The following is a 21911-nucleotide window of genomic DNA, read 5'->3' on the forward strand; positions in this document are numbered from 1 at the left end:
GCGCCACACGCCTCGGTTAGAGGCCCAGGTCTCCCTTGATGGCGTTGGCCTGCTCGGCTGCCTGCTTCGCGCCGTCCTCAGCGCTCAGACCCGAGTTGATGGTCTCCGACAGCACGCCGGGGAGCACGAACTGTCCCCCGACAGCGCCTGCGAGCGCTCCTTGACCCTGCGGAAGACCCCACCGGTTGAACGAGTTCGGTGCCTCGACCAGGCCGGCCAGCACGTCCTCGCCGTAGATGTCGGACAGCAGCGCTTTGGTGTCGACGCCGACCTGCAGGCCCTTCCAGGCGTCGGTGAACTTGGCAGGCTCGTCGGCGGTGCCGAGTCGCGTGGGGATCTTGCCCTCGGGGGCGATCGCGAGCCAGTCGGAGTAGCCGCCGTCCATCATGTACTCGATGAGCTCCTGTGTGCCCTCGGAGGCACCGGTCATCACCGACCACGAGACGATCTCGCCGAACGAGGCCGGCTCGGTGCCGTCCGGTCCTTCGATCGCGCTCACGATCCCGGTGTTCTCGGCGAGGAATGCCGGGTCGGTGCACTCGGGGCACGTGGGCAGGGCGTCGTTGCGAAGCCCCGCGAGCTCGTCGAGCAGGAACGACGACCAGACGATCATGGCCGCGCCGCCGCTGAAGTACGTGGCCCGCGTCGTGTCGGCATCCTGGTTGCCCGAGACCGAACCGTCCTTGATGAGGTTCGTGTAGAAGTCGATCGCCTCGACGCACTCCGGGCTGTCGAGTGTGACCTCGCCCCCATCATCGACCAGCTGGCAGTCGTTGGCCAGGGCGAAGTGCTCGAAGGTCTGCGAGGTGAACGAGTCGGCGGGCGCTGTGGCCGCCACGATCCCGGCGACATCCGAGGACTGCAGCGTCGTGGCCGCCTTGGCGATCGAGTCGTATGTGGTCGGCGCCTCGAGGCCCGCCTGGTCGAACAGATCAGTGCGGTAGTAGAGCAGCTGCGCCCAGCCATCGCTCGGCACGCCGATCTGCTGGCCGTCCGCGTTCTGCGTCAGTTCGAGCGCCCGCGGTGAGAAGGTGTCGGCACCGAGGTCGTCAACGATGGCCTGTGCGGCATCAGGGTCGACCACCCCGTCGGTGTCGAGCTGGTTGAGCGCGTTGAGTGAGACGGCGCCGATCGCGTCGGGGAGCTGATCGGATGCTGCCGCCGAGGCGAGCACAGTGGCGAGCTGGTCTTCGGCGATCGCGACGAGTTCGATCTCGGCGCCGGACTCCTCGGAGTAGGCATCGAGGATCGCCTGCTGCGCCTCGACGCGCTCCGCGGTGTCCTCGACGGTCCAGATCAGGATCTTTTCGTCGGTCTCGCCTCCACCGCCTGAGCAGCCGGACAGGATCAGGGCGGTGGCAGTGAAGGCGACAACGACGCCTGCGCGGACTTTGCGCATGGGTCTCTCTTTTCGGTAGCGGGATCGAGGTTCCGCCGATGCGGGCGGAGCACTGCCTGGTCATCGTCGACTCGGACCCAGGACCGGGAGCGCTGTCGTCATTGAAGCACCCATTTATGTCTTTCCACAAGACCTAATTCCGAGACTACTGGCTTCCATCGCCTAAGTATCTCGTGATCTTTATGTCTGATTCATGGAATAACACTTGTCGATCATCTTCATTTGGGCCTATCGTTGCCACCGACACGATCAGAGAGGGTGGGCCGATGGGCTTGCGAGTCACATTCCCCGAAGCACGGACGGTCTCCGTCATCGACGATCCGGAGTCCGCGCTCAGCGCCGGCGAGGTGCGGGTTCGCACGCTGTACTCGGGAATCTCGGCAGGTACGGAGCTGACCGCCTACCGGGGCACGAGCCCGCATGTCACGAAGCACTGGGACTCCGAAACGAGACTCTTCGCTGATGGCGCTTCCGAACCGGCCTTCCCCGTCACGAACCTGGGCTATGAGGAGGTCGGTGAAGTCGTCGAGGTGGCCGACGCCGAGTCGCCGGTCGCCGTCGGCGACCGGGTCTGGGGCACCTGGGGGCACCGCACGTCCGCGGTGCTGCGCGGGGTGGATGCCGCCGACCGCAGGCTTCCCGCGGACGCGGACCCGCGCGTCGGGATCTTCTCGCACATCGGGGCGGTCGCGCTCAACGCCGTGATCGACGCCGACATCCACATCGGCGAGTGGGTTGCGGTGTTCGGACTCGGCGTTCCGGGGCAGCTCGTCGCCCAGCTCGCGCGCCTCAACGGCGGCCGCGTCATCGTCGTGGACGGCATCGCCGCGCGTCGCGATCTCGCGCTTCGTCTCGGCGCCGAGATCGCGCTCGATCCCGCGGATGCCGTCGCCGAGACCATCCGCGAGCTCACCCGTGGCCGCGGCGCCGACGTCGCGATCGAGATCAGCGGCAACGCACGAGCACTGCACGAAGCCATCCGCTCGGTCGCCTACAACTCGCGCGTGGTCGCGGCGGGATTCCTGCAGGGGGATGCGGTCGGCCTCCGCCTCGGCGAAGAGTTCCATCACAACCGCGTACAGCTGGTGTGCTCGCAGATCTCCGGCTCGGGGCCGTCCGTGAGCCACCGCTGGGATCGCTACCGACTCAACAGCACGATCATCGACCTGGCGGCGTCGGGCAGAGTCGACGTGCTCTCGCTCATCAGCAGCACCGTCGAGCTCGATGGCGTCGCCGACGCGTACCGGATGCTCGACGACAATCCCCGAGACGCACTACAGGTCGTCATCGCCATGGGTGGGGCTCGATGAACACGGTCTGCGTGCAGGAACAGGTGCTCTGGGGCGACAGCCTCGAGCGCAAGTGGGAGCTCGCGCAGTCATGGGGCTTCGACGGCATCGAGCTGCGGGCGCAGGGCGACGGCGCATTCGCCGCCCGCCTGCCCGAGCTGCGCCGCGCCGCGGCGAACGGGGTGAACATGCCGACGGTGTGCGTCGAGATGAGCCACTTCATCGGCGCGTTCGACGACGACCTGCGGCGGGATGCCGTCGCCCAGTTGTCGGACCAGCTGCGGGTCATGGCGATCCTCGGCGGTCGCGGTGCGATGACCCCGGCATCGTGGGGCATGTTCTCGCGCCGGCTTCCCCCCTTCGAACCTCCCCGCACGCCGGAGGCCGATACCGCGGTGATGGTCGACTCGCTCGGCAGGCTCGGTGAGATCGCCGCAGCAGAGGGCGTCGCCCTGTTCCTCGAGCCCCTCAACCGCTATGAGGACCACATGGTCAACTCGCTGGCGGATGCCATCCGGCTCATCCAGCTGGTCGGGCTCGACAGCGTGCGCGTCGCCGCCGACACGTACCACATGAACATCGAGGAGGCGGATCCGGCGGCTTCGCTGATCGCCGCCGGCCCGTACATCGGCCACATCCAGTCGAGCGACTCGAACCGCCTCGAGCCCGGTGCCGGGCACATCGACTGGGCGCTCTTCGGCGCGACCGTGCAGGCCATCGGCTACGAGGGCGCGATCGCTGTGGAGAGCCGGCTCTCCGGTCCCGCCGAAGAGGTGCTGCCCTCCGTTCCGCCGCTGCTCCGGCGGTACCTGTGAGCGACCGGGCCCTGAAGGCCGCGACCCGGGTCCTCGCCGGGAACTGGCGCGGCACCTACACGGTTCCGGCCGCAGGACTGTATCCGCACCAGTGGAGCTGGGACTCGGCCTTCATCGCGATCGGCCTCAGGCACATCTCGCCCACCCGCGCTCAGCAGGAGCTCGACGCGATCTTCAGCGCCCAATGGGCCGACGGCCGCCTGCCGCAGATCGTGTTCAACCCGAGATTGGACGTGCAGTACTCGCCCGGAGCCTCGTTCTGGCAGAGCCAGCGCATCCCCGGAAGCCCTGCGGTCCCCACCGCCGGGCTCATCCAACCGCCCAATCACGCTCTCGCCACCCTCCTCGTGCACCAGTCGGACCCTGAGACCTCGGAGCGCCGCCGGTTCCTGTCGCGGTCCTACGAGGCGCTGCTCGGCTGGCACCGGTACCTCGAAGAGCGCAGGATGGGGGATTCCGGCCTCGTGCACATCGTGCATCCCTGGGAGAGCGGGATGGACAACTCGCCCTTCTGGGATGCACCCCTCGCCGCGATCGACGCGTCGTTCGGCAGCGACATCCCGCGTCCCGACCTCAAGCATGCCGACGCGAGCCACCGTCCTTCGAACGCGGAGTACGGAAAGTACCTCTACCTCGCAGCGCGGTATCGCGACCACGACTGCGACGACCGTGATGAGTCGTACCCGTTCGTGCTCGAGGACCCTGCCGTGCACGCCCTGCTGATCCGTTCGGAGTGGGCGATGGCCGAGATCGCCGAGCTCGCCGGTGCGGATGCCGACGGCCATCGGCGACGCGCGCGCGCTCTCACGGACGCCCTCGAGTCACTGTGGGACGACGAACTGGGCTGCTATGTGGCGAATGACGTCGTCGCGGCAGAGCACCAGCGATTCCGCACGGTCTCCGGACTCATCCCGCTGCTCGTTCCCGACCTGCCCCATACCGATGAACTGCTGCGGTCACTGTCGTCCGAGCACTTCGGCCTCGGCCGGATTGCGCTGGTGCCCAGCCACGATCTGACCGCGCCGACATTCGACTCCGCCCGGTACTGGCGGGGTCCGTCCTGGTTCAACACGGCATGGCTCATCGCCGAGGCACTGTCGGAGCGGGGTTTCGCGGATGAAGCGCGCGCCCTCGCGAGTCAGATGGCCGATCTGGGACTCGATCACGACTTTCCCGAATATGTGGACCCGCACAGCGGCGAACCGCGCGGCACGCAGCGCTTCAGCTGGACCGCTGCCCTTAGCCTCGATCTGTACGAACGCCTGCATGCCAAAGGAGAAGTGCTGTGACCAACGCCCTGCGCATCACGGTCTGGAACGAGAACGTCCACGAACGAGAGGACTCGGAGGTCGCCGCGCTCTATCCGAGCGGCATCCACGGCGCGATCGCCGAGGGACTGCGGGACCTCCTTCCCGAGGCGACCGTGTCGACGGCGACGCTCGAAGAGCCTGAACACGGACTCACGGAGGACCGGCTCGCTGAGACGGATGTGCTCTTCTGGTGGGGCCACGGCGCCCACGATGCGGTCGACGAAGCGATCGTCGAGCGAGTCGCCGAGCGCGTGCTCGCCGGCATGGGGCTGGTCGTGCTCCACTCGGGTCATTTCTCGCGCATCTTCATCCGGCTGATGGGCACGACGTGCTCGCTGAGCTGGCGGGATGACGGCGACCGTGAGCTGCTCTGGACGGTGGCTCCGGGTCATCCGATCGCTGAGGGCGTGCCGGACCCGCTGGTGGTGCCCGCACACGAGACGTACGGCGAGTTCTTCGACGTGCCGGCCCCTGAGGAGCTCATCTTCGTCAGCAACTTCAGCGGCGGCGAGGTGTTCCGCTCCGGTCTGACCTACCGGCGCGGCCGCGGCCGGATCTTCTACTTCAGCCCCGGCGACCAGAAGTACCCCATCTACCAGCAGCCCGACATCCGTCGCGTGCTCGCGAACGCCGCGGAATGGGCTCGGCCGGAGGGTGAGCGGGCGATCCCCACCGTCACGAACCGCCCGCGCGGCTGGTTCGAGGGCTGAGGCGCAGGGGGTCACACGGCTCGGAGCGGACGCGCAAACCGCGTCGTGACGCCCGGGCTGAACAGCACCGAGTCGGGGGCGCGCGTCGCGATGCCCGGCAGGCCGGCTGCAGCGACGAGTCCATCGTCGAGCGACACGAGCTCGGCGCGTTGCAGCGGCCACGCCTCGTGCGTGTTGCGGAGGAACCTCGTCGCGCCGCCCAACCGGGTGTGCAGACCCCAGCGTGCGGTGAGGAAGTCGGCGAGCGGATCGTCCTCCACGGCGCCGGGCAGTGGTCGGACCGAGATGCTGGTCTGCGGATGCCGGCGGCCGAAGCGCCGGGACGAGTAGTCGATCGTCGTGTCGACTCGCATGCGCATGGTCGCCCAGACATACGGCAAGCCGAGTCCGATGCGAGCGCCGAGCACCGCGAGGAGGCGTGAGGACTCGAGCGAGAGGAACACGACACCGCGTCGGCCGGCCTCATCCACCGAGTACAGGCGCACATTGATCTCGGGGAACGAGCCGACATAGGGAAGTGCGGGGCCCGACCGCACCGTGAACGCCGACAGGTGGAACGGGATGAGCCCGACCCAGGATGAGCCGTCGTATTCATCGGGTCTCGTACCGCGCGGCATGAAGGGCGCCACCGTCCCGGCAGGCACACGCCAGTGAAGGAAGCTGACCCAGCGCCACCGCTGCGAGACGAGCCATGGCGTCGGCAGCAGCGGTGCGATCGCGCTGACGGCCTCGGGTTGCATGTGCCAACGGTATGCCCGCTGCGGACAGCCCGCCGCACATCGAGGAGGGCGACATCCGGCTGCACGAGCGCGCATTCGGCGATCGCATCGGCGCCGTTGCCGCCTCGCATCAGTGCTGACCCTGGGATGGCGGCAGGGGGATCGCACGACGACGCCCGTGCGCCTGCGACGTATCAGCGCGCGTCCGGCCTACCTCATCTCACGGGAGGGGACCCAGGTGCCTGGGCGATTCGGCACCCCTGAGAGCAAGGAACTGTCATGCCTCACGAATTCCCGCTCGGCGACGTCCCTCAGGATGTGGTCAAGCACCTCGCAGAAGAACTCGGCATCGCCGAGCCGCGCCTGATCTCGGCATCCGAAACCCGCCTGCCGACAGGTGAGCTCGCTCGCCTGGTCACCGCGGTCGATCCTGCCAAGCCCAACACCGTCGTCTCCACGACGGTCAGCGAAGCGGGCGTCATCCGTCCGCTCGCGGCGCTCGAGCGCCTGCTCGGCGGGGGGAGGCTGTTCGTCCCCGAGTTCCCACCCGGGCACGAACTGCCGCCGGTGCGCAGGGAGCCGGTGACGATCGACCCGAAGACCAACGACTGGCGGCTGAACCGCTGTGAGCGCGTCACCGAGAAGATCACGGTCACGGTGCCGAAGTCCTCCGCACCGCCGAAGGCCGATGTCTACCTCCTGGCCGACACGACCGGCAGCATGGGATCGGTGCTCGCCTCCGTGGCCGCCGGTGCGAGCGCCATCCTCAACAATCCCGCGCTCGCCGGCTTCGACGTCGCATGGGGCGTGGGCAACTACCGCGACTTCCCGGTGGATGGCGGCATCCACAACTCGTTCGCGTTCGCCCACCAGGTCTCGCCGACCACGAACCTCGCGGTGGCGGATGCCGCGATCTCCACCTGGGTGGCAGGCGAAGGCGCCGACGGCCCGGAGGGTCAGCTGTTCGCGCTGCACCAGATCGCGACCGACGCGAGCATCGGGTGGCGAGCGGATGCCCGCCGCATCCTGGTGTGGTTCGGCGACGCCCCGGGGCACGATCCGATTCCCACCGCGCTGAGCGGGCTGGCCGCCGACATCACCGAGGCGACCGCGACCGCCGACCTCGTGGCGGCCGAGATCGCCGTCGTCGCCGTCAGCACGACGACGGGATTCGCCACTGCGCTCGACGACGACCCCAACGCGACGGCGTTCGATTACGCGCCGTCGGTGCCCGCAGGCGCTGCCGGTCAGGCGACGCGGATCACCGCGGCGACGCCCGGCGGCTCGCACACCACCGGGGTCAACCCGGCGGACATCGTGACCACCCTTGCGACGCTCATCGCTGCGGCGGTGTCGTCGATCGGCTCGGTCTCGCTCGTTCCGACAGGAGACACGGCCCAGTTCGTCGAGTCCATCACTCCCGCCAGCTACGGTCCCCTCCCCGGCGACGTCGAGCACGTCCTCGTGTTCGAGGTCACGTGGGTGGGCGTCAGGGACTGCCGAGAGCACGATCAGGTGTTCACCGGCACGATCGACGTCGTCGCAGACGGAGTCGTCGTGGCCCAGAAGCGCGTGCGGGTCACCGTCCCCGCCTGCCGGTACCACTACTCGGTGGAGTTCGTCTCGGGTCAGAACGACGACCGCGACCCGGGGCCCTTCCTGCCCGGGCGATACGCCACCGCAGTGACGATCTACAACCCCGGCACGTGCCCGGTCGAGATCGAGAAGCGCTTCGCACCGCTCGTGGTGGAGGGCAGGGCCATCGGTCGAGAGCCGGATGTCGTTCCCGCCAAGCCCTTCGCGGCGATCACGCTGCAGGCCGGTGAGGCGACCTTCGACGACCAGGTCGCCCTGAAGGAGTTCGGCGCCGTCGTGGGAGGGCTCTTCTTCGGAGTCCTCGACATCGTGTCGGATCGCCCGCTCTCGGTCACCGCGACCCACACCGCCGGCGGCCACGAGGCGGGCCTGTCGATCACCTCGCGCACGATCGAGGCGATGCGCGCTCCGTGATGATGCTGCGCTCATGACGTCCCGGCCGGGGGTGGCCGAAGCCCCCGGCCGGGATCGCCGTGCGCGCGCAGATGCTGCGAAGAGCCGCACCCGCAATCGGAGGTTTGTCAAGCCCCACACGGATCCGCGGTGGCATGACGCAAGATCATCGCACCTCACCAGGGAGGTGCGATGAACAACAACAGATCGGCGTTCCCCACGCCAATGGACGAACCCTCCGCAAGGCCGGCCGAGCGGCCGAGCGACCCCGAAGATCAGGCCGACGAGTTCGAGGACGAACTCGCGGCAGAGATGATCCGGACGGGGGCGATCGAGCAATGGTGACCGCAGAGAGCGACACCATCCTTCGCTGGGAACTGCAGCGGATCGGACCCTGCGACTGGGTGATCCACGACCTCCGCCACCCTCCGCCGGATGCGCGCGACCTGCTCGCGAGTGTGAGCGACGACGGCGACGAAGTGGTCGTGACGTGGCACCGCGATGTGCCGCTCGCCACGCGCTATGTCACCGCCGAAGCGGCGCGGGACGACGTGGTGCGATGGATGTCGCGTCAGCCAGGGGGGACGCGGCCCATCCCGATCGCGCATTTCCCGCCCACCGCACGATGAGACGTCGGGGCCCAATCTCGTATCCATTTCATCGGCGTTGAGAGGATGTGACGTTCGAGGACCCAAGACGAGCGGGATGCGGCATCCGCGGAATACACTCGCGAGGTGACTCACAGCCCGCCGTACCGTGCCGACATCGTCGGCAGCTTCCTCCGCCCCGAAGTCCTGCACAAGGCTCGCGCGGCCCACGCAGAGGGCCGCCTCGATGCCGGGTCACTCGCCGAGATCGAAGACCAGGCCATCGGCGAGCTGCTCGTCAAGGAAGCGGATGCCGGGCTCGAGCTCGCGACCGACGGAGAGTTCCGCCGCTCGTGGTGGCACTTCGACTTCTTCGGCGGACTGAGCGGCGTCGAGATCGTCGAGCTCGATCACGGCATCCAGTTCCAGGGAGTGCAGACCAAGCCGCGAGGCGTCGAGATCTCAGGCCCGATCCGGTTCGACGACTCGCATCCGTTCCTCGGGCATTTCCGCACGCTGAAGGACCAGCTCGCCACGTCCACCGGCGCGACGCCCAAGTTCACGATCCCCTCCCCAACGGTGCTGGACTTCCGACTCGAGCCGGGTCACATCGACGCGGGAACCTACGACGGCCGCGAGGCCATCGTCGACGACCTCGTCGCGGCCTACCGCGACGCCGTGCGCGCGTTCTACGACGCGGGAGCCCGCTACCTCCAGTTCGACGACACCGCGTGGGCATACCTGTGTTCGGACGTCGAGCTCGAGAAGGCGCGTGAGCGCGGCATCGACACCGACGGGATCGCGGAACGCTACGCGGCGCTCCTCAACCGCGTGCTCGAGGGGAAGCCCGACGACCTGGTCGTGACCACTCACGTGTGCCGCGGCAACTTCCGGTCGACGTGGATCTCATCTGGTGGCTACGAGCCCGTCGCCGAACAGCTTCTCGGCGTCGCGGGCTACGACGGCTACTTCCTCGAGTACGACAGCGATCGTGCCGGCGGATTCGAGCCCCTGCGGTTCCTGCCCGAGGGCGACAAGACCGTCGTGCTCGGACTCATCACGACGAAGAGCGGCGAACTCGAGAACATCGAGGCCACCAAGAAGCGCATCGACGAGGCGACCGCCTTCGCTCCGCTCGAGCAGCTCGCCCTCAGCCCGCAGTGCGGCTTCGCGTCGACCGAGGAGGGCAACAACCTCACCGAGGACGAGCAGTGGGCGAAGATCCGCGAGGTCGTCGCGATCGCCGACGACGTCTGGCGCTGACCTCGCCCGGTCACTGAGCCCGTCGACGCGCGGACGGTAGACCTGATCGTTCGATCTGCGGGATGCTGGACGGCATACGACTCGAGCCGTTGTACCGCATTCGCTTCACCTACCCCGATCCGACGACCCGTCTCGTGCTGGACGTCGCCGAGCTGATCTGGGAGCCGATCGCGCGCTGACCGATGCGTTGTGGCGGCCGGCCCGATGCTAGGGCTGCTGCCGTTGCCGCGGCTGGTCCACGACGGGCGTGCCGTGGGTGTGGAAGGTCTCGATGGTCTTCATGCCCCACGCCTGACCCTTCTTGCGCTCCTCCTCGCTCCACTCCACCACCGGCTGATCGGGGTCGAGCAGCAGCCGCGCTCCGGCGTTGGCGAACTCGATGCGGTTGCCGCCCGGCTCCCACACGTAGAGGAAGAACGTCTGGTTGATCGCGTGCTTGTGGGGCCCCGACTCGATGTGGATGCCGTTCTCGAGGAAGATGTCGGCGGCCTTCAGGATGTCCTCACGGGTGTCGGGGGCGAACGCGATGTGGTGGAGGCGATTGCCGTGCTTGGTCCAGTCGTCGGAGTAGACGATGTCGTAGGACTTCAGGCTGAAGTGGAACCACCAGGCGGCGAACTTGCCGTTGTCCAGCCGGATGCGTTCTGACTCGCGCATGCCGAGCGCGTCGATGAGGAAGCGGCCGTTGGCCTCGACATCCTTCGCGAGGAAGTTGATGTGGTCGAGTCGCCGCGCATTGACTCCGCGGCCCGGAAACGCGGACGCCTGATTCTTCAGCGCCGGCCGGTCTTCGTCGCCTGCGACGTAGCGCTCGGTGTCGTAATAGATCGCGAGCGAGTGCCCGTCGGGATCGCGGAAGGCGTAGGTCGCACCCGTGCCGACCTCGCCGTCCACCCAGCCGTCGCCGAGGCCGGTCGCCTCGATCGCGGCGACGCGCCGCTCGAGAGCGGCTTGCGACGACGCCCGCACGGACGTGCGGCCCACGCCCGCGGCATCCGAGGCCGTGAGCTTGATCGTGTAGAGCTCGTACTCATCCCACGTGCGCAGGAACACCGAGTCGCCCTGCTCTGCGACCACGCGCATCGCCAGCAGATCGCGGAAGAACCAGAGGCTCTTCTCGATGTCGGGGGTCAGGAGCTCGACGCTCCCCAGGTGGGCGACGTCGAACGAGGTCTCGTCGGTCATCGTGCGATCCTCTCTGAGTTGCGGTCGATCAGCCGGCAGGTCGGGGGTAGACCACGCCGTCGAAGAGCTTGCGCGCCGTGCGGACCGATACCGACGTCCCGCGCCAGAACCCCGCATCATCCTGGTGCACGCCCACACGCGCAGGGAACGAGCCCGTGGGGTGCTCGATCTCGATGGGCCCGTCCGCCGGCAGGTCCGCGAGGTCCGAGCCGACGGCGCCGGGGATGCTGACTCCGGCCGCGACGGATGCCGCCATGAGCACCCCGATCGAGGTGTGCACCCGGCGAGGGATGAACGCGCGGGTCGAGATCGCGCCGCCGGAGCGGGGCGCCGAGATCAGGAACATCTTCGGCACCGTCTGACCCGACACGTCGCCCAGCCCCATCAGAGGCCCTGCTGCGAGGCGGATCTGTTCCAGCGTGCGCACCAGGTCTGCTCGGCCTTCCAGGTCTGCGGGCGCTTCGTGTCCGCTCAGCCCGAACTCGTCGGCGCGCAGCAGCACGACCGGCATCCCGTTGTCGACGAGGGTGACACGGTGCCCGGCGATCTCGTCGGCGGCGCTTCCCGTCGGCAGCAGCGGCCGCTCGGAGGCGAGTTCGAGCTGGATCAGCGCCGCGCTCCCGGGAACGCCGTCGATCGTGGTGTCACCGGCGTAATCCGGGCGGCCGCCGGGCGTCCGAAAGACCGCGGTGGCGGCATCCCCTGTGTTGAGGAGACGGATGCGGACGGTCGTCTCGTCCCCTCCGGAAGGAACGAGGCCGCGTTCGACGGCGAACGGCCCGATGCCTGCGAGCAGGTTGCCGCAGGTCTGTGCGTCGCTCACGAGAGGCTCGTCGACGGCTACCTGAAGGAAGAGGTAGTCCACATCGAAGTCCGGGTCCGTCGAAGCGGATGCGATCGCGACCTTGCTGGTCAGCGGATGCGCGCCCCCGATGCCGTCGATCTGTCGCGAGTCGGGGCTCCCCATGATCCGCAGCAGGAGGTCGGCGCGCACCTCGGGGTCAGCGGGCACATCGTCCGCGAGGAAGTAGGCGCCCTTCGATGTGCCTCCCCGCATCAGCATGCAGCGGATGCCGTCACGGACCGCTGCGGTCGCGTCGACGTCAGGGCCCGCCATCGCCGTATTCCGCCTGCGTCACATACGTCACACCGAGCTCGGCGAGCACCCCGCGGAGGTCGTTGAGATCCAGTGAGATCTCGCCCGCCTCGTAGCGGGCGCGGTTCGCCGCTTCCTTCGCGGCGCGGGCCCGGGATGCCTCGAGCGCCGCCGCGGCACGCCTGCGCGGAACGATGGTGACACCGTCGTCGTCGGCGACGACGACATCCCCCGGATGCACGACGACACCGTCGAGCACGACGGGAACGTTGACCGCGCCCGCCGTGTCCTTCACGGTCCCCTGCGCGCTGACATGAGCGCTCCACACCGGAAAGCGCATCACCCGAAGCTCGGCGGTGTCGCGCACGCCGCCCGTCGTGACATAGGCGCGCACGCCCCGCACCTGCATCTGGGTCGCCATCAGCTCGCCGATGAACCCGTGCGGCGAGTCCGTGGTCGGCACTACCACGATGATGTCGCCATCGCGGGCCTGCTCGATCGCCGCATGCACCATGAGATTGTCGCCGGGCGCGGTCTGCACCGTGATGGCCGTGCCGGCCACCGCCGCGCCCTGCTGGATCGGGCGGATGCGCGCCCCGACGCAGCCGATGCGTCCCAGTGCTTCGTGCACGGTGGCGGAGCCGAACTCGGCGAGCGCGTCCACGACGTCCCGCTCCGCCCGCGCGATGTCGGTGACGACGACGTGGTCGCTCACGCGAGCACGTCCGTCACCTGCGGGAAGTACCGCATGTACGCCTCGCCCATGGTCTCGTGCGCGAGCCCCAGGTTCGGACCCGCGTTGCGCTTGACCTGCACGCCGCGACGCACCGCGAGGTCGGTGTAGTACGACCACATGTGCTTCTGGGCCGGAAGGCACTCCATCGCCGCCCGCTTCTTGGGGAACGCCTCGGTGATGTCGAGCAGCACGTTGGGCTTGAAGTCGGACTGCTCGGGCTGGTGCGGCTCGAAGAAGAACACCGGCGGCGCCCCGATGATCTCGTCTTCGGACGGGAACGACCCGTCGGAGTTCGCGACGCCGATCGCCTGGGCCAGGATCCGCGCCTGGAGCGCCATCCGGCCTGCCGCAGGGTGATCGCCGTTGTAGGGGTCGGCGAGCGGATGGGTCAGCACGACCGTCGGCTGCACGCGGCGATAGACGTCCACGAGGGCCGCGACGGCTTCGGGACCCTCGGCGAGCGGATAGTCCCCCAGGTCGAGGAACTCGATCTCGGCGCCGAGAGCGGATGCTGCAGCACTCGCCTCTTCGCGGCGGATGGCCTTGATCTCGTCGAGGCTCTTGCCCTGCAGCCATTGGCTGGCAGACTCGCCTCGCTCGCCGTACGAGAGGCACACGACGACCGCGCGCTCGCCCCGCATGGTTGCAGCGGCGATGGCTCCGCCGGCCCGCCAGACGAAGTCCCCCGCGTGGGCACTGACGACGAGGACGCAGGATGCGTTGTCGGCCACTTGCACTCCTGTTCACGTCGGACTGCCACCGAGGCGACGGCCGGCCGCGCGCCGGCAGCGGCCGCGGCATGTGCCCATGGAACCACACAGCTCGAGCATTGGTCAAGATTCTGTAAACAATCTTGGCGACCGGCGATCCCTCTGGACATAGGTAAATCGCACTCGTATCATTCCCGACAGACCCAACCATGACGAGGAAGTCGAGGTGGCCGATGGCCGGCAATCTTCAGGAACTGATCGACGAGAAGGGCGACGTCGTCGAGATGCTGCGGAACTCGCAGCTCGGCACGTACATCTACCCCGTCGTCCCAGCCGAGTTCAGCAACTGGCGACGCGAGCAGAAGGCGTGGCGCGACACCGCCGTGCTCTACGACCAGACGCACCACATGGTGAACTTCTTCGTCTCGGGTCCCGATGCGCTGCGCCTGCTGCGCGAGACGGGCATCAACAGCTTCGCGAACTTCCCCGTCGACACGGCGAAGCAGTTCGTCCCGACCGCCTCGAACGGCGGCGTCATCGGCGACGGCATCCTGTTCCATCTCGCGGAGGAGGAGTTCGTCTACGTCGGTCGCGCTCCCGCCGCCAACTGGCTGCAGTTCCACGCCGAGACCGGCGGCTACGACGTCGAGTTCCGCTATGACGACCGCTCGCCCTCACGCCCCTACGGCGAAGCCGTGCACCGTGAGTACTACCGGTTCCAGATCCAAGGGCCGAACGCGTGGTCGATCATCGAGAAGCTGAACGGCGGCACCCTCGAGCCGGTGAGGTTCTTCCACATGCGCGAGCTGGCGGTGGGCGGCGAGAGGGTCCGCACTCTCCGGCACGGCATGGCAGGGGCGCCGGGGCTCGAGCTGTGGGGGCCGTACGAGCAGCACGGTCGCATCCGCGACGCGATCCTCGAGGCCGGTGCGGAGTTCGGCATCGAGCCCTGCGGCTCGCGTGCGTACTCATCGAACACCCTCGAGTCGGGCTGGATCCCTTCGCCGCTGCCGGCGATCTACTCGAGCGAGGCCGAGCGGGCCTACCGGGAGTGGCTCCCGACCACGAGCTACGAGGCGATCAACGCCCTTGCGGGCTCGTTCGTCTCGGACCGCATCGACGACTACTACCTCACCCCGTGGGAGCTCGGCTACGGCTCGTTCGTGAAGTTCGACCACGACTTCATCGGCCGCGAAGCGCTCGAGCAGGTCGACCCCGAGCAGCAGCGCCGGAAGGTGACGCTGGCATGGGATGACGAAGACCTCGCCAAGATCCTCACGAGCGTCATCGACCGCGAGGGCCCCGGCTATCAGTTCTTCGACATCCCCAATGCGAACTACGGCTCGTCGAACTACGACGCGGTCATCGACGCCGATGGTACGCACGTCGGGCTTTCGCTGTTCACGGGTGTGACGGCCAACGAGAAGCGCGGCCTCTCGCTCGCAACGGTGGATCGCGACATCCCGATCGGAACCGAAGTGCGAGTCGTCTGGGGTGAGCCCGACGGCGGCTCCGACAAGAAGACCGTCGAGCCGCACGAGCAGATCGCCGTCCGGGCGATCGTCAGCCCGGTACCTTACGCCGAAGCCGCCCGCCTCGAGTACCACGGCGGCTGGCGCTCAACGGGCTCGCTCTGAGACCAGCGGATGCCGCGGCATCCGTCTTCGCCATCGAAATGGAGTGCACCCATGCCTGAAACCGTCGCCGACGCGATCGAGCGCGCCGGCAGCCCCGTCGCCCTGCTGCGCAATGCTCAGGCTCGCCCGACGATCTTTCCCGTCACACCGGAGTTCACGAACTGGCGCTCCGAGCAGCTGTCGTGGCGCACGTCGGTCGCGCTGCTCGATCAATCGCACCACATGACCGATCTGTTCATCTCGGGTCCGGATGCGCTGCGCCTGCTGACCGACACCGGAGTGAACAGCTTCGCGAACTTCGAGGTCGACAGGGCCAAGCAGTTCATCGCCGTCAACCACGAGGGCTACTTGATCGGCGACGCCATCCTCTTCCACCTCGACGAGGACTCCTTCGACCTGGTGGGCTGGTTCATGGTGCTGGACTGGGTGCAGTTCGTCGGCGAGAAGGGCGACTACGACGTCGCATTCGAGCGCGATGCGAACTCGCTGATGCGCGACCCCGGCGTTCCGCCGAAGCTGTATCGCTACGAGCTGCAGGGCCCGAACGCCCTCGCGCTCATGGCGGAGCTCACGGGGGCACCCGTGCCGCCGACGAGGTTCTTCCACATGGCGCGGTTCACCATCGACGGGCTCGACGTGCGCTCACTGCGTCACGGGATGGCAGGGCAGCCCGGCTTCGAGCTCTTCGGCCCGTGGGCAGAGGGCTCGCGAGTCCGCGAGGCGATCATCGCCGCGGGCCGGGAGTTCGGCCTCGTGCTGGTGGGTGCGAAGGCGTACTCGTCGGCGAACCTGGAGTCCGCCTGGGTACCGTCACCGCTCCCCGCGATCTTCACCGGTGAGGCGATGGCCGAATACCTCAGGTGGCTCCCCGCGGCGCGGGCCGGGTCGCTCGCCGGCAGCTTCGCGTCGGACGACATCGAGGACCACTACCTGACGCCGTACGACCTGGGCTACGGGCGCAGCGTCTCGTTCGATCACGAGTTCATCGGCCGAGCGGCACTCGAGCGGCACGCCGCCGGTCCCTTGCGGACCAAGGTGACGCTGGTGTGGAACCCCGAGGACGTCGCGTCCGCCCAGCGCTCGCTCTACGAGCCGGGGACGCCGGCGAAGTACATCGACCTCCCGAAGGCGCGGTACGGCGTCTACCAGGTCGACCGCGTGCTCGCAGGCGGGGCGGATGTCGGCATCTCGCACGACGTCGGCTACATCACCGGTGAGCAGGTGTTCGTCTCACTCGCGAGCGTCGACGCCGACCACGCGGAGCCCGGCACGGAGGTCGTGGTGGTGTGGGGCGAGAACCCGAACTCGGCCAAGCCCGCCGTCGAGCCGCACAGGCAGGTCGAGATCCGCGCGACGGTGTTCCCGGCGCCGTACTCCTCGTTCGCGCGCGAGAACTACCGCAAGAACTGACCCCTTCGCTCCTGCGCCGTGTCCCACTTTCCGCCGGAATCGGGCCTCCAATCCGGCGAAGAATGGGACACGGAGAATGACAGCCCCGCTCGGCAGGCTCGCCCAGCTTCGCCGTGTCCCAGTTTCCGCCGGAATCCGTCCTCCAAACCGGTGAAAGTGGGACATGCACCAGCCAGCGGCGTCGACTGTGGCGGATCCGTCAGCCCTTCTGGGCGTCGGCGATCCGCCGCAGCCACGACAGCGTCGCCCGCGTCATGTCGGCGGGCTGACCCGACGCCTCGATCTCGGCCATCGCCGCCCGCACCTCGACCTCGCGGCGGGCCGCGTGCCGGTGCGTGCCCTCGACGAGCCGGTCGACCCGCTCGCGTCCGTTCACCCCGAGCTCTTGCGCCAGCTGTTCTCGCAGCCACTCCTCGGCTCCGATGGCGCGCGCCGCGCCGACGCTCTCGATGACGAGCGCCGCGAGCCCCTTCATGAAGACCGAACGCAGCAGCCGCAACCGCGCGGCCGCTCCGGCGCCCGCGTCGAGCACCTCGACCGGCACCCCGAACGGCCCAAGTCGCTCTGCGAACATCCTCGCCCCCTCGCCGCTGGCGATCAGCTCGGTGCGGTGACCCGCACGGGGCACGGGCGCGAGGACCGCGACATCCGCCATCGCCACGCCGTGCGCGACGGCGAACGCTTCGATCTCCTGCTTGAGCGCGGGGGACGCGGTATTGAGGTCGGCGTACACAGCGGAGCTCGCCATCGCGGGCAGGGCGTCACGGGCGACGGATGCCGCAGCCGCTCCCCCGACGAGGCTGATGACCACTTCGGCACCCGCCAGAGCATCGTCCAGGTCGGCGAACTGCGCGACATCCGGATCGCCGAGCTCGTGGTGCGGGTCGTAGCCGCGGACGTACGCGCCGGCCTCGCGCAGTCCGCGGGCGTAGAGCCGTCCCGCCTCGCCGAGCCCGAGGATGGTGATCGTCGTCATCGTGCGCCGCCCCCGAGACCTGCCGGCGACGACACCGGGTGGTCGCGCTCGAACGACGCGAAGTAGTCGAGCGAGCGCTCCGATGTTCCGATCAGCGCCCGGATGCGCCGGTCGGGTGGTGCGCTGTCGGGCAAGTACGCCTCTTCGAGCGCGTGCGTGATGCCGGCCGCCGCCATCGTCAGCAGCTCGATCGCCGGCTGCGGCGGCGTCGCGTCATTGGCGACGACCACTCCGATCGCGGCGTACACCGCACCGTGCGGGCCGAAGACCGGCACCGCGATCCCGCGCGACTCGGTGTGGATGTGCCCGTCGGTCACCGCGAAGCCATCGGCGTGCACATGACGCAGCGCCGCGCGCAGCGCCCCCTCACCGCGGATCGTCGCCGATGTGTACGCCGGCCAGCCGGCGGCGATGGTCTGCTCGACGACTTCGGGTGCGGCGTGTGCCAGCAGCACGAGCCCGCTGGAGCTGACCGGCAGCGGGGTGCGCCCGCCTATCAGCGTCGCGTTGGTCACCGCGTCGCGCGTCGACATCCGCTCGATGAACAGCACGTCGAGCCCGCTCAGCACGCCGAGCTGCGTGTGCTGCCGAACCCGCGAGTGAACGGCGCTGAGCCATGGCCGGGCGAGCTCACGAAGCCCGAGCGCGCCCGGCGTGCGCGAGGCGAACTCCCACAGGCGCACTCCGAGCCGGTACGTCCGATCCGGCATCCGCTCCACGAGGCCCTCGCGCTCGAGTTCGGTCACGAGGCGGTGGGTGGTCGACAGCGGCATGTCCGCGGCATCCGCAATCTCGGTCAGCGTCAGGAACGGCCGCAGCGTGTCGAACGCCTGCAGCACCCGCAGGTGCTTGTGCAGCACCGACTCTCCTGCTGATCCGCGAGCCATCACGTCTCCTTCGACCAGACGCCATGCTAGCCGCGCTTCCGTTGAGCGGAAGCAGGGCGAATGCCGCGGCTTCAGTCGTTCGCGCGATACACCGTCCGGGCGTAGTCGTGGTACGGCGCCGGCGCGACCGTCGCGCGGATGCGCACCTGACGGTGTGCGGCATCGACCTGCGGCTTGCTCGAGATCGGATCCTCACCCCACAGCACCTCGACCTGCGAACCCTCGGCGACGTCGGTATCGACGGTCGCGAGCGAGGTGTACAGCTGGTCGAAGGCGACGTAGCCCGCATCTGTCGAGATGCCCACGAGGCGGTCGTCCTGCAGCACCTGGTCCATCTGGAAGAGGCCGTAGCGCGCTTTCGGGAACTCGAGGAACTTCGCCGGAACACCCGGTTCGAGCTGCGATCGCACGACGGCCGCGACATCCTCCGCGTTCCACAGCAGCGTCACTTTCCGGCGCCTCTGGTTCTCGGCGTGGTGCTCCAGCGCTGCACGGCCGTGGAAGTCATGGTCGAAGCGCACCGACTTGCCCAGTCCGAGGTCGTACGGGGTCATGTAGTAGTCGTGGATGTCGGCGGATGACAGCGATCCGCCGATCGAGCCGGCGCGCGCGGCCGGCAGCCATTCGCGATACTCGGCGAAGTCGTCGTCGAAGATGGCGGGGAACGGCGTGGGCACCCAGCCCGCCTCGAGCGGCGTCACCGAGTAGGCCTTCGCACCCACGCGCCGGATGCCGAACTCGGCGCCGGCGTCGAGGAGAGCGTCGAGCACGACCGCATTGTCTTCCCAAGGTCCGAAGAACTCGAAACCGGGCTGTCCCGCCATCCCGTGTCGAAGTGCCTTGACGGGCCTGCCCGCGATCTGCACATCGCCGATGTGGAAGAACCTCACCTCGGGCACCGGGCCGCCGAAGACCTTCTGCATGACCTCATTCGCCCGCGGTCCCTGCAGCTCGTAGCGATAGAACGTCGGCGGCCCCTGCCGCATGTTCGAGTTCGCCTCGAGCCGATGGTGCACGTCCCGTCCCGCGGCCTCGGCCCTCTCTGCAGTGAAGCGCACCCAGTCGATGAGCAGGTGATGACCGATGAGCACGAGTCCCTCGCGGTCGTCGGAGTTGTAGAACAGGATGCCGTCGCCGATGAGATAGCCGTCCTGGTTGACCGAGATCAGCTGCTTCGCGACGCCTGGGCGGAACGTGGCGAACGTGTTGGGCGAGATGCCCTGCAGTATCGGGATGAGGTCGGCGCCGCCCAGGAAGAGCTGCGTCATATGGTGCGACTGGTCCATCAGCGCGACGCTGGTGTTCCACGCACGCTGCTCGTCGCGCCAGTTCGTGAACTCCGGAGCGACCGGAAACGTGAACGCGGGCCAGTCCTGATTGCGCAGCAGCTGCACGGGGCTTCCGGCGCGGGCGATCGCCAGGGCGAGAGATTCGGATGTCATCATCGACCTTCCTTCGGGGGTATCGACCTCAGCGTACGAACGCCCGGACGGCGGCGCCGAGCCGTTTCCGTTGAACGGAAGGCTCGCCGCGGAGACAGGCGGAGCGCGCGACCATGGGCGCACGGGATCACGATTGGGAAACGTGTGCGGGAATCGCGCCAAAATCGTTGACAATCTGCGCGCGAATACGTACCGTCCCATTCACGGGACATGTGCGCCCGTGCACCGACCGCGCCCGAGTCAGACGATGCGACGAAGCGAAGGATGAGCATGGCCGCTCAGCTGATACTGCAGGACGTGAGTCTGAGGTTCGGTGGCATCAAGGTCCTGCAGGACGTCTCGTTCACGGTCGAGCCGGGCCGGATCTTCGGGCTCGTCGGCCCCAACGGCGCCGGCAAGACGTCGCTGTTCAACTGCATCAGCGGCCACTATCGGCCCAGCGGCGGCTCGATCAAGATCGACGACGTCGAAGTCAGCGGCTCGCGACCGGCGATGCTGGCGGGTCACGGGCTCGCCCGAACGTTCCAGCATCCGGCCCTGCGGCTTCACGAGACGGTGCTCGAGAATGTGCTCCTGGGCGCTCACACCCGGCTCCCCGGCGGCCCGGTCGAGTGGGCGCTTCGCCTGCCGCGCACGTGGCGTGCAGAGCGCGCGCTGCGCGAGGAGGCGCTGGCACTGCTCGAGCGACACGGACTGGGATGGGCCGCTCAGCTGCCGGCCGACGAGCTCTCGCACGGACTGCACAAGGGCATCGAGCTGTGCCGGGCGCTGCTCATGCGGCCCCGCCTGCTGCTGCTCGACGAGCCTGCCGCCGGCCTGCCGCACACCGAGGTGGAGCAGCTGATCGAGACGGTGCGGCGCCTCCGCTCCGAGGACGACATCACCGTGATCATCGTGGAGCACCACATGGGCCTCATCGCCGCGCTCACCGACCGTGTCGTCGTGCTCGACCACGGACGCAAGCTCATGGAGGGAAGCGCCACCGAGGCCCAGTCCGATCCCCGCGTCATCGAGGCCTACATCGGGAAGGATGCCGCTGATGACGCTGCTTGAGCTGACCGATGTCACGGCGTTCTACGGCCCGGTACAGGTGCTGGAGGGCATCTCACTGAGCGTCCCCGACGGCGGGGCGGTCGGCATCCTGGGCGCGAACGGGGCCGGCAAGACCACCACGCTCCGCGCGATCAGCGGCACGGTCCGCGCGGGCGGGTCGATCGTGTTCGACGGCAAGGATATCCGGGGCTCCCGCCCCGACCAGGCCGCAGCCCTGGGCATCGCTCACGTGCCCGAGGGACGCGGCACCCTGGGCGAGCTGACCGTGCGCGAGAACCTACGGGTCGGCGCCTATCTGCGCAAAGACCGCAAGGCAATCCAGACCGACATCGACTACTGCCTCGACCTGTTCCCGCAGCTGCAGGACCGCATCCGCTCGAACAGCTCGGCGCTCTCGGGCGGCGAGCAGCAGATGCTCGCGATCGCGCGCGCGTACATGGCGCGGCCGCGGCTGCTGCTGCTGGACGAGGCATCCCTCGGCCTCGCCCCGAGCACCGCGAAGGACGTGTATCAGGCGATCAAGCGGCTGCGCGTCGAATCGGGCATCGCCATGGTCGTCGTGGAGCAGAACGCGAACCTGGCGTTCACGCTCGTCGACTCCGCGACGGTGCTCGAGACCGGCCGCAACGTCATCACGGGCTCGTCGGCGGAGCTCAAGGGCATGGACGAGATCCGCCGCGCGTACCTGGGGGGCTGAG

General features: G+C 68.5%; 21 protein-coding genes. 12 read left to right on the top strand and 9 right to left on the bottom strand.

Annotation, left to right across the window (positions count from 1 at the left end):
- Positions 1-16: 16 nt before the first annotated feature.
- Positions 17-1399, bottom strand: coding sequence for an ABC transporter substrate-binding protein (locus tag ABD188_RS00885; protein ID WP_344057617.1), 1383 nt, complete (start codon positions 1397-1399; stop codon positions 17-19).
- A 266-nt stretch (positions 1400-1665) separates the two neighbouring features.
- Between ABD188_RS00885 and ABD188_RS00890 the strand changes: the two genes are divergently transcribed.
- Genes ABD188_RS00890 through ABD188_RS00905 form a run of 4 tightly spaced genes read left to right on the top strand, consistent with a single transcriptional unit; the run spans position 1666 to position 5523 of the window.
- Positions 1666-2709, top strand: coding sequence for a zinc-dependent alcohol dehydrogenase (locus tag ABD188_RS00890; RefSeq protein WP_344057619.1), 1044 nt, complete (start codon positions 1666-1668; stop codon positions 2707-2709).
- On the top strand, positions 2706-3503 hold the full coding sequence (locus ABD188_RS00895; protein ID WP_344057622.1) for a sugar phosphate isomerase/epimerase family protein: 798 nt from the start codon (positions 2706-2708) through the stop codon (positions 3501-3503). The genes ABD188_RS00890 and ABD188_RS00895 overlap by 4 nt, the downstream gene beginning before the upstream one ends.
- Complete coding sequence (locus tag ABD188_RS00900) at positions 3500-4792, top strand: MGH1-like glycoside hydrolase domain-containing protein (protein ID WP_344057624.1); 1293 nt, start codon at positions 3500-3502, stop codon at positions 4790-4792. The genes ABD188_RS00895 and ABD188_RS00900 overlap by 4 nt, the downstream gene beginning before the upstream one ends.
- Positions 4789-5523, top strand: coding sequence for a ThuA domain-containing protein (locus tag ABD188_RS00905; RefSeq protein WP_344057626.1), 735 nt, complete (start codon positions 4789-4791; stop codon positions 5521-5523). Before ABD188_RS00900 ends, ABD188_RS00905 begins: the two co-directional genes overlap by 4 nt.
- 11 nt (positions 5524-5534) lie before the next feature.
- On the opposite strand, the gene ABD188_RS00910 is transcribed toward ABD188_RS00905, so the two are convergent.
- Positions 5535-6263, bottom strand: coding sequence for a YqjF family protein (locus ABD188_RS00910; RefSeq protein WP_344057629.1), 729 nt, complete (start codon positions 6261-6263; stop codon positions 5535-5537).
- A gap of 258 nt (positions 6264-6521) precedes the next feature.
- Here ABD188_RS00910 and ABD188_RS00915 point away from each other — a divergent pair, with 258 nt between their 5' ends.
- From ABD188_RS00915 to ABD188_RS00930, 4 genes are all read left to right on the top strand, one after another.
- Positions 6522-8252 carry a hypothetical protein gene (locus tag ABD188_RS00915; RefSeq protein ID WP_344057631.1) on the top strand — a complete coding sequence of 577 codons (1731 nt, stop codon included), beginning with the start codon at positions 6522-6524 and terminating at the stop codon, positions 8250-8252.
- A 171-nt stretch (positions 8253-8423) separates the two neighbouring features.
- Positions 8424-8576: a hypothetical protein gene (locus ABD188_RS00920; RefSeq protein WP_344057633.1), complete on the top strand. Its 153-nt coding sequence runs from the start codon at positions 8424-8426 to the stop codon at positions 8574-8576.
- Entirely contained in the window at positions 8570-8860 is a 291-nt protein-coding gene (locus tag ABD188_RS00925) for a hypothetical protein (protein WP_344057635.1), read from the top strand. The genes ABD188_RS00920 and ABD188_RS00925 overlap by 7 nt, the downstream gene beginning before the upstream one ends.
- Before the next feature lie 105 nt (positions 8861-8965).
- The gene (locus tag ABD188_RS00930; RefSeq protein ID WP_344057637.1) at positions 8966-10081 is read left to right on the top strand and encodes a 5-methyltetrahydropteroyltriglutamate--homocysteine S-methyltransferase; all 1116 of its coding nucleotides are present in this window, start codon (positions 8966-8968) and stop codon (positions 10079-10081) included.
- A 207-nt stretch (positions 10082-10288) separates the two neighbouring features.
- On the opposite strand, the gene ABD188_RS00935 is transcribed toward ABD188_RS00930, so the two are convergent.
- The 4 genes from ABD188_RS00935 to ABD188_RS00950 are packed head-to-tail and all read right to left on the bottom strand — an operon-like array spanning position 10289 to position 13829.
- Positions 10289-11266: a VOC family protein gene (locus ABD188_RS00935; protein ID WP_344057639.1), complete on the bottom strand. Its 978-nt coding sequence runs from the start codon at positions 11264-11266 to the stop codon at positions 10289-10291.
- A gap of 28 nt (positions 11267-11294) precedes the next feature.
- Positions 11295-12383 carry a PrpF domain-containing protein gene (locus tag ABD188_RS00940; RefSeq protein ID WP_344057641.1) on the bottom strand — a complete coding sequence of 363 codons (1089 nt, stop codon included), beginning with the start codon at positions 12381-12383 and terminating at the stop codon, positions 11295-11297.
- Positions 12370-13077: a 4-carboxy-4-hydroxy-2-oxoadipate aldolase/oxaloacetate decarboxylase gene (locus ABD188_RS00945; protein ID WP_344057643.1), complete on the bottom strand. Its 708-nt coding sequence runs from the start codon at positions 13075-13077 to the stop codon at positions 12370-12372. Before ABD188_RS00945 ends, ABD188_RS00940 begins: the two co-directional genes overlap by 14 nt.
- Positions 13074-13829: a PIG-L deacetylase family protein gene (locus ABD188_RS00950; protein WP_344057645.1), complete on the bottom strand. Its 756-nt coding sequence runs from the start codon at positions 13827-13829 to the stop codon at positions 13074-13076. Before ABD188_RS00950 ends, ABD188_RS00945 begins: the two co-directional genes overlap by 4 nt.
- Positions 13830-14041: 212 nt before the next feature.
- On the opposite strand from ABD188_RS00950, the gene ligM reads away from it, so the two are divergent.
- Positions 14042-15445 (top strand): vanillate/3-O-methylgallate O-demethylase, encoded by a 1404-nt coding sequence (gene ligM / locus ABD188_RS00955; RefSeq protein ID WP_344057647.1) that lies wholly within the window; start codon positions 14042-14044, stop codon positions 15443-15445.
- A 51-nt stretch (positions 15446-15496) separates the two neighbouring features.
- Complete coding sequence (locus ABD188_RS00960; RefSeq protein ID WP_344057649.1) at positions 15497-16855, top strand: aminomethyl transferase family protein; 1359 nt, start codon at positions 15497-15499, stop codon at positions 16853-16855.
- A 199-nt stretch (positions 16856-17054) separates the two neighbouring features.
- Here ABD188_RS00960 and ABD188_RS00965 read toward each other — a convergent pair whose 3' ends face one another.
- The 3 genes from ABD188_RS00965 to ABD188_RS00975 all read right to left on the bottom strand — a co-directional run bounded on the left by ABD188_RS00965 (position 17055) and on the right by ABD188_RS00975 (position 20163).
- The gene (locus ABD188_RS00965; protein ID WP_344057651.1) at positions 17055-17831 is read right to left on the bottom strand and encodes an NAD(P)-dependent oxidoreductase; all 777 of its coding nucleotides are present in this window, start codon (positions 17829-17831) and stop codon (positions 17055-17057) included.
- Positions 17828-18718 (bottom strand): IclR family transcriptional regulator, encoded by an 891-nt coding sequence (locus tag ABD188_RS00970; protein WP_344057653.1) that lies wholly within the window; start codon positions 18716-18718, stop codon positions 17828-17830. The genes ABD188_RS00965 and ABD188_RS00970 overlap by 4 nt, the downstream gene beginning before the upstream one ends.
- 71 nt (positions 18719-18789) lie before the next feature.
- The gene (locus ABD188_RS00975) at positions 18790-20163 is read right to left on the bottom strand and encodes an aminomethyl transferase family protein (RefSeq protein WP_344057655.1); all 1374 of its coding nucleotides are present in this window, start codon (positions 20161-20163) and stop codon (positions 18790-18792) included.
- A 267-nt stretch (positions 20164-20430) separates the two neighbouring features.
- Between ABD188_RS00975 and ABD188_RS00980 the strand changes: the two genes are divergently transcribed.
- A complete protein-coding gene (locus ABD188_RS00980) occupies positions 20431-21213 on the top strand; it encodes an ABC transporter ATP-binding protein (RefSeq protein ID WP_344057657.1) in 783 nt (260 codons plus the stop codon).
- Positions 21200-21910, top strand: coding sequence for an ABC transporter ATP-binding protein (locus tag ABD188_RS00985; protein ID WP_344057659.1), 711 nt, complete (start codon positions 21200-21202; stop codon positions 21908-21910). The genes ABD188_RS00980 and ABD188_RS00985 overlap by 14 nt, the downstream gene beginning before the upstream one ends.
- Position 21911: the final 1 nt, after the last annotated feature.

Origin of the sequence: Microbacterium pumilum (assembly GCF_039530225.1) — a bacterium.
Lineage (GTDB): Bacteria > Actinomycetota > Actinomycetes > Actinomycetales > Microbacteriaceae > Microbacterium > Microbacterium pumilum.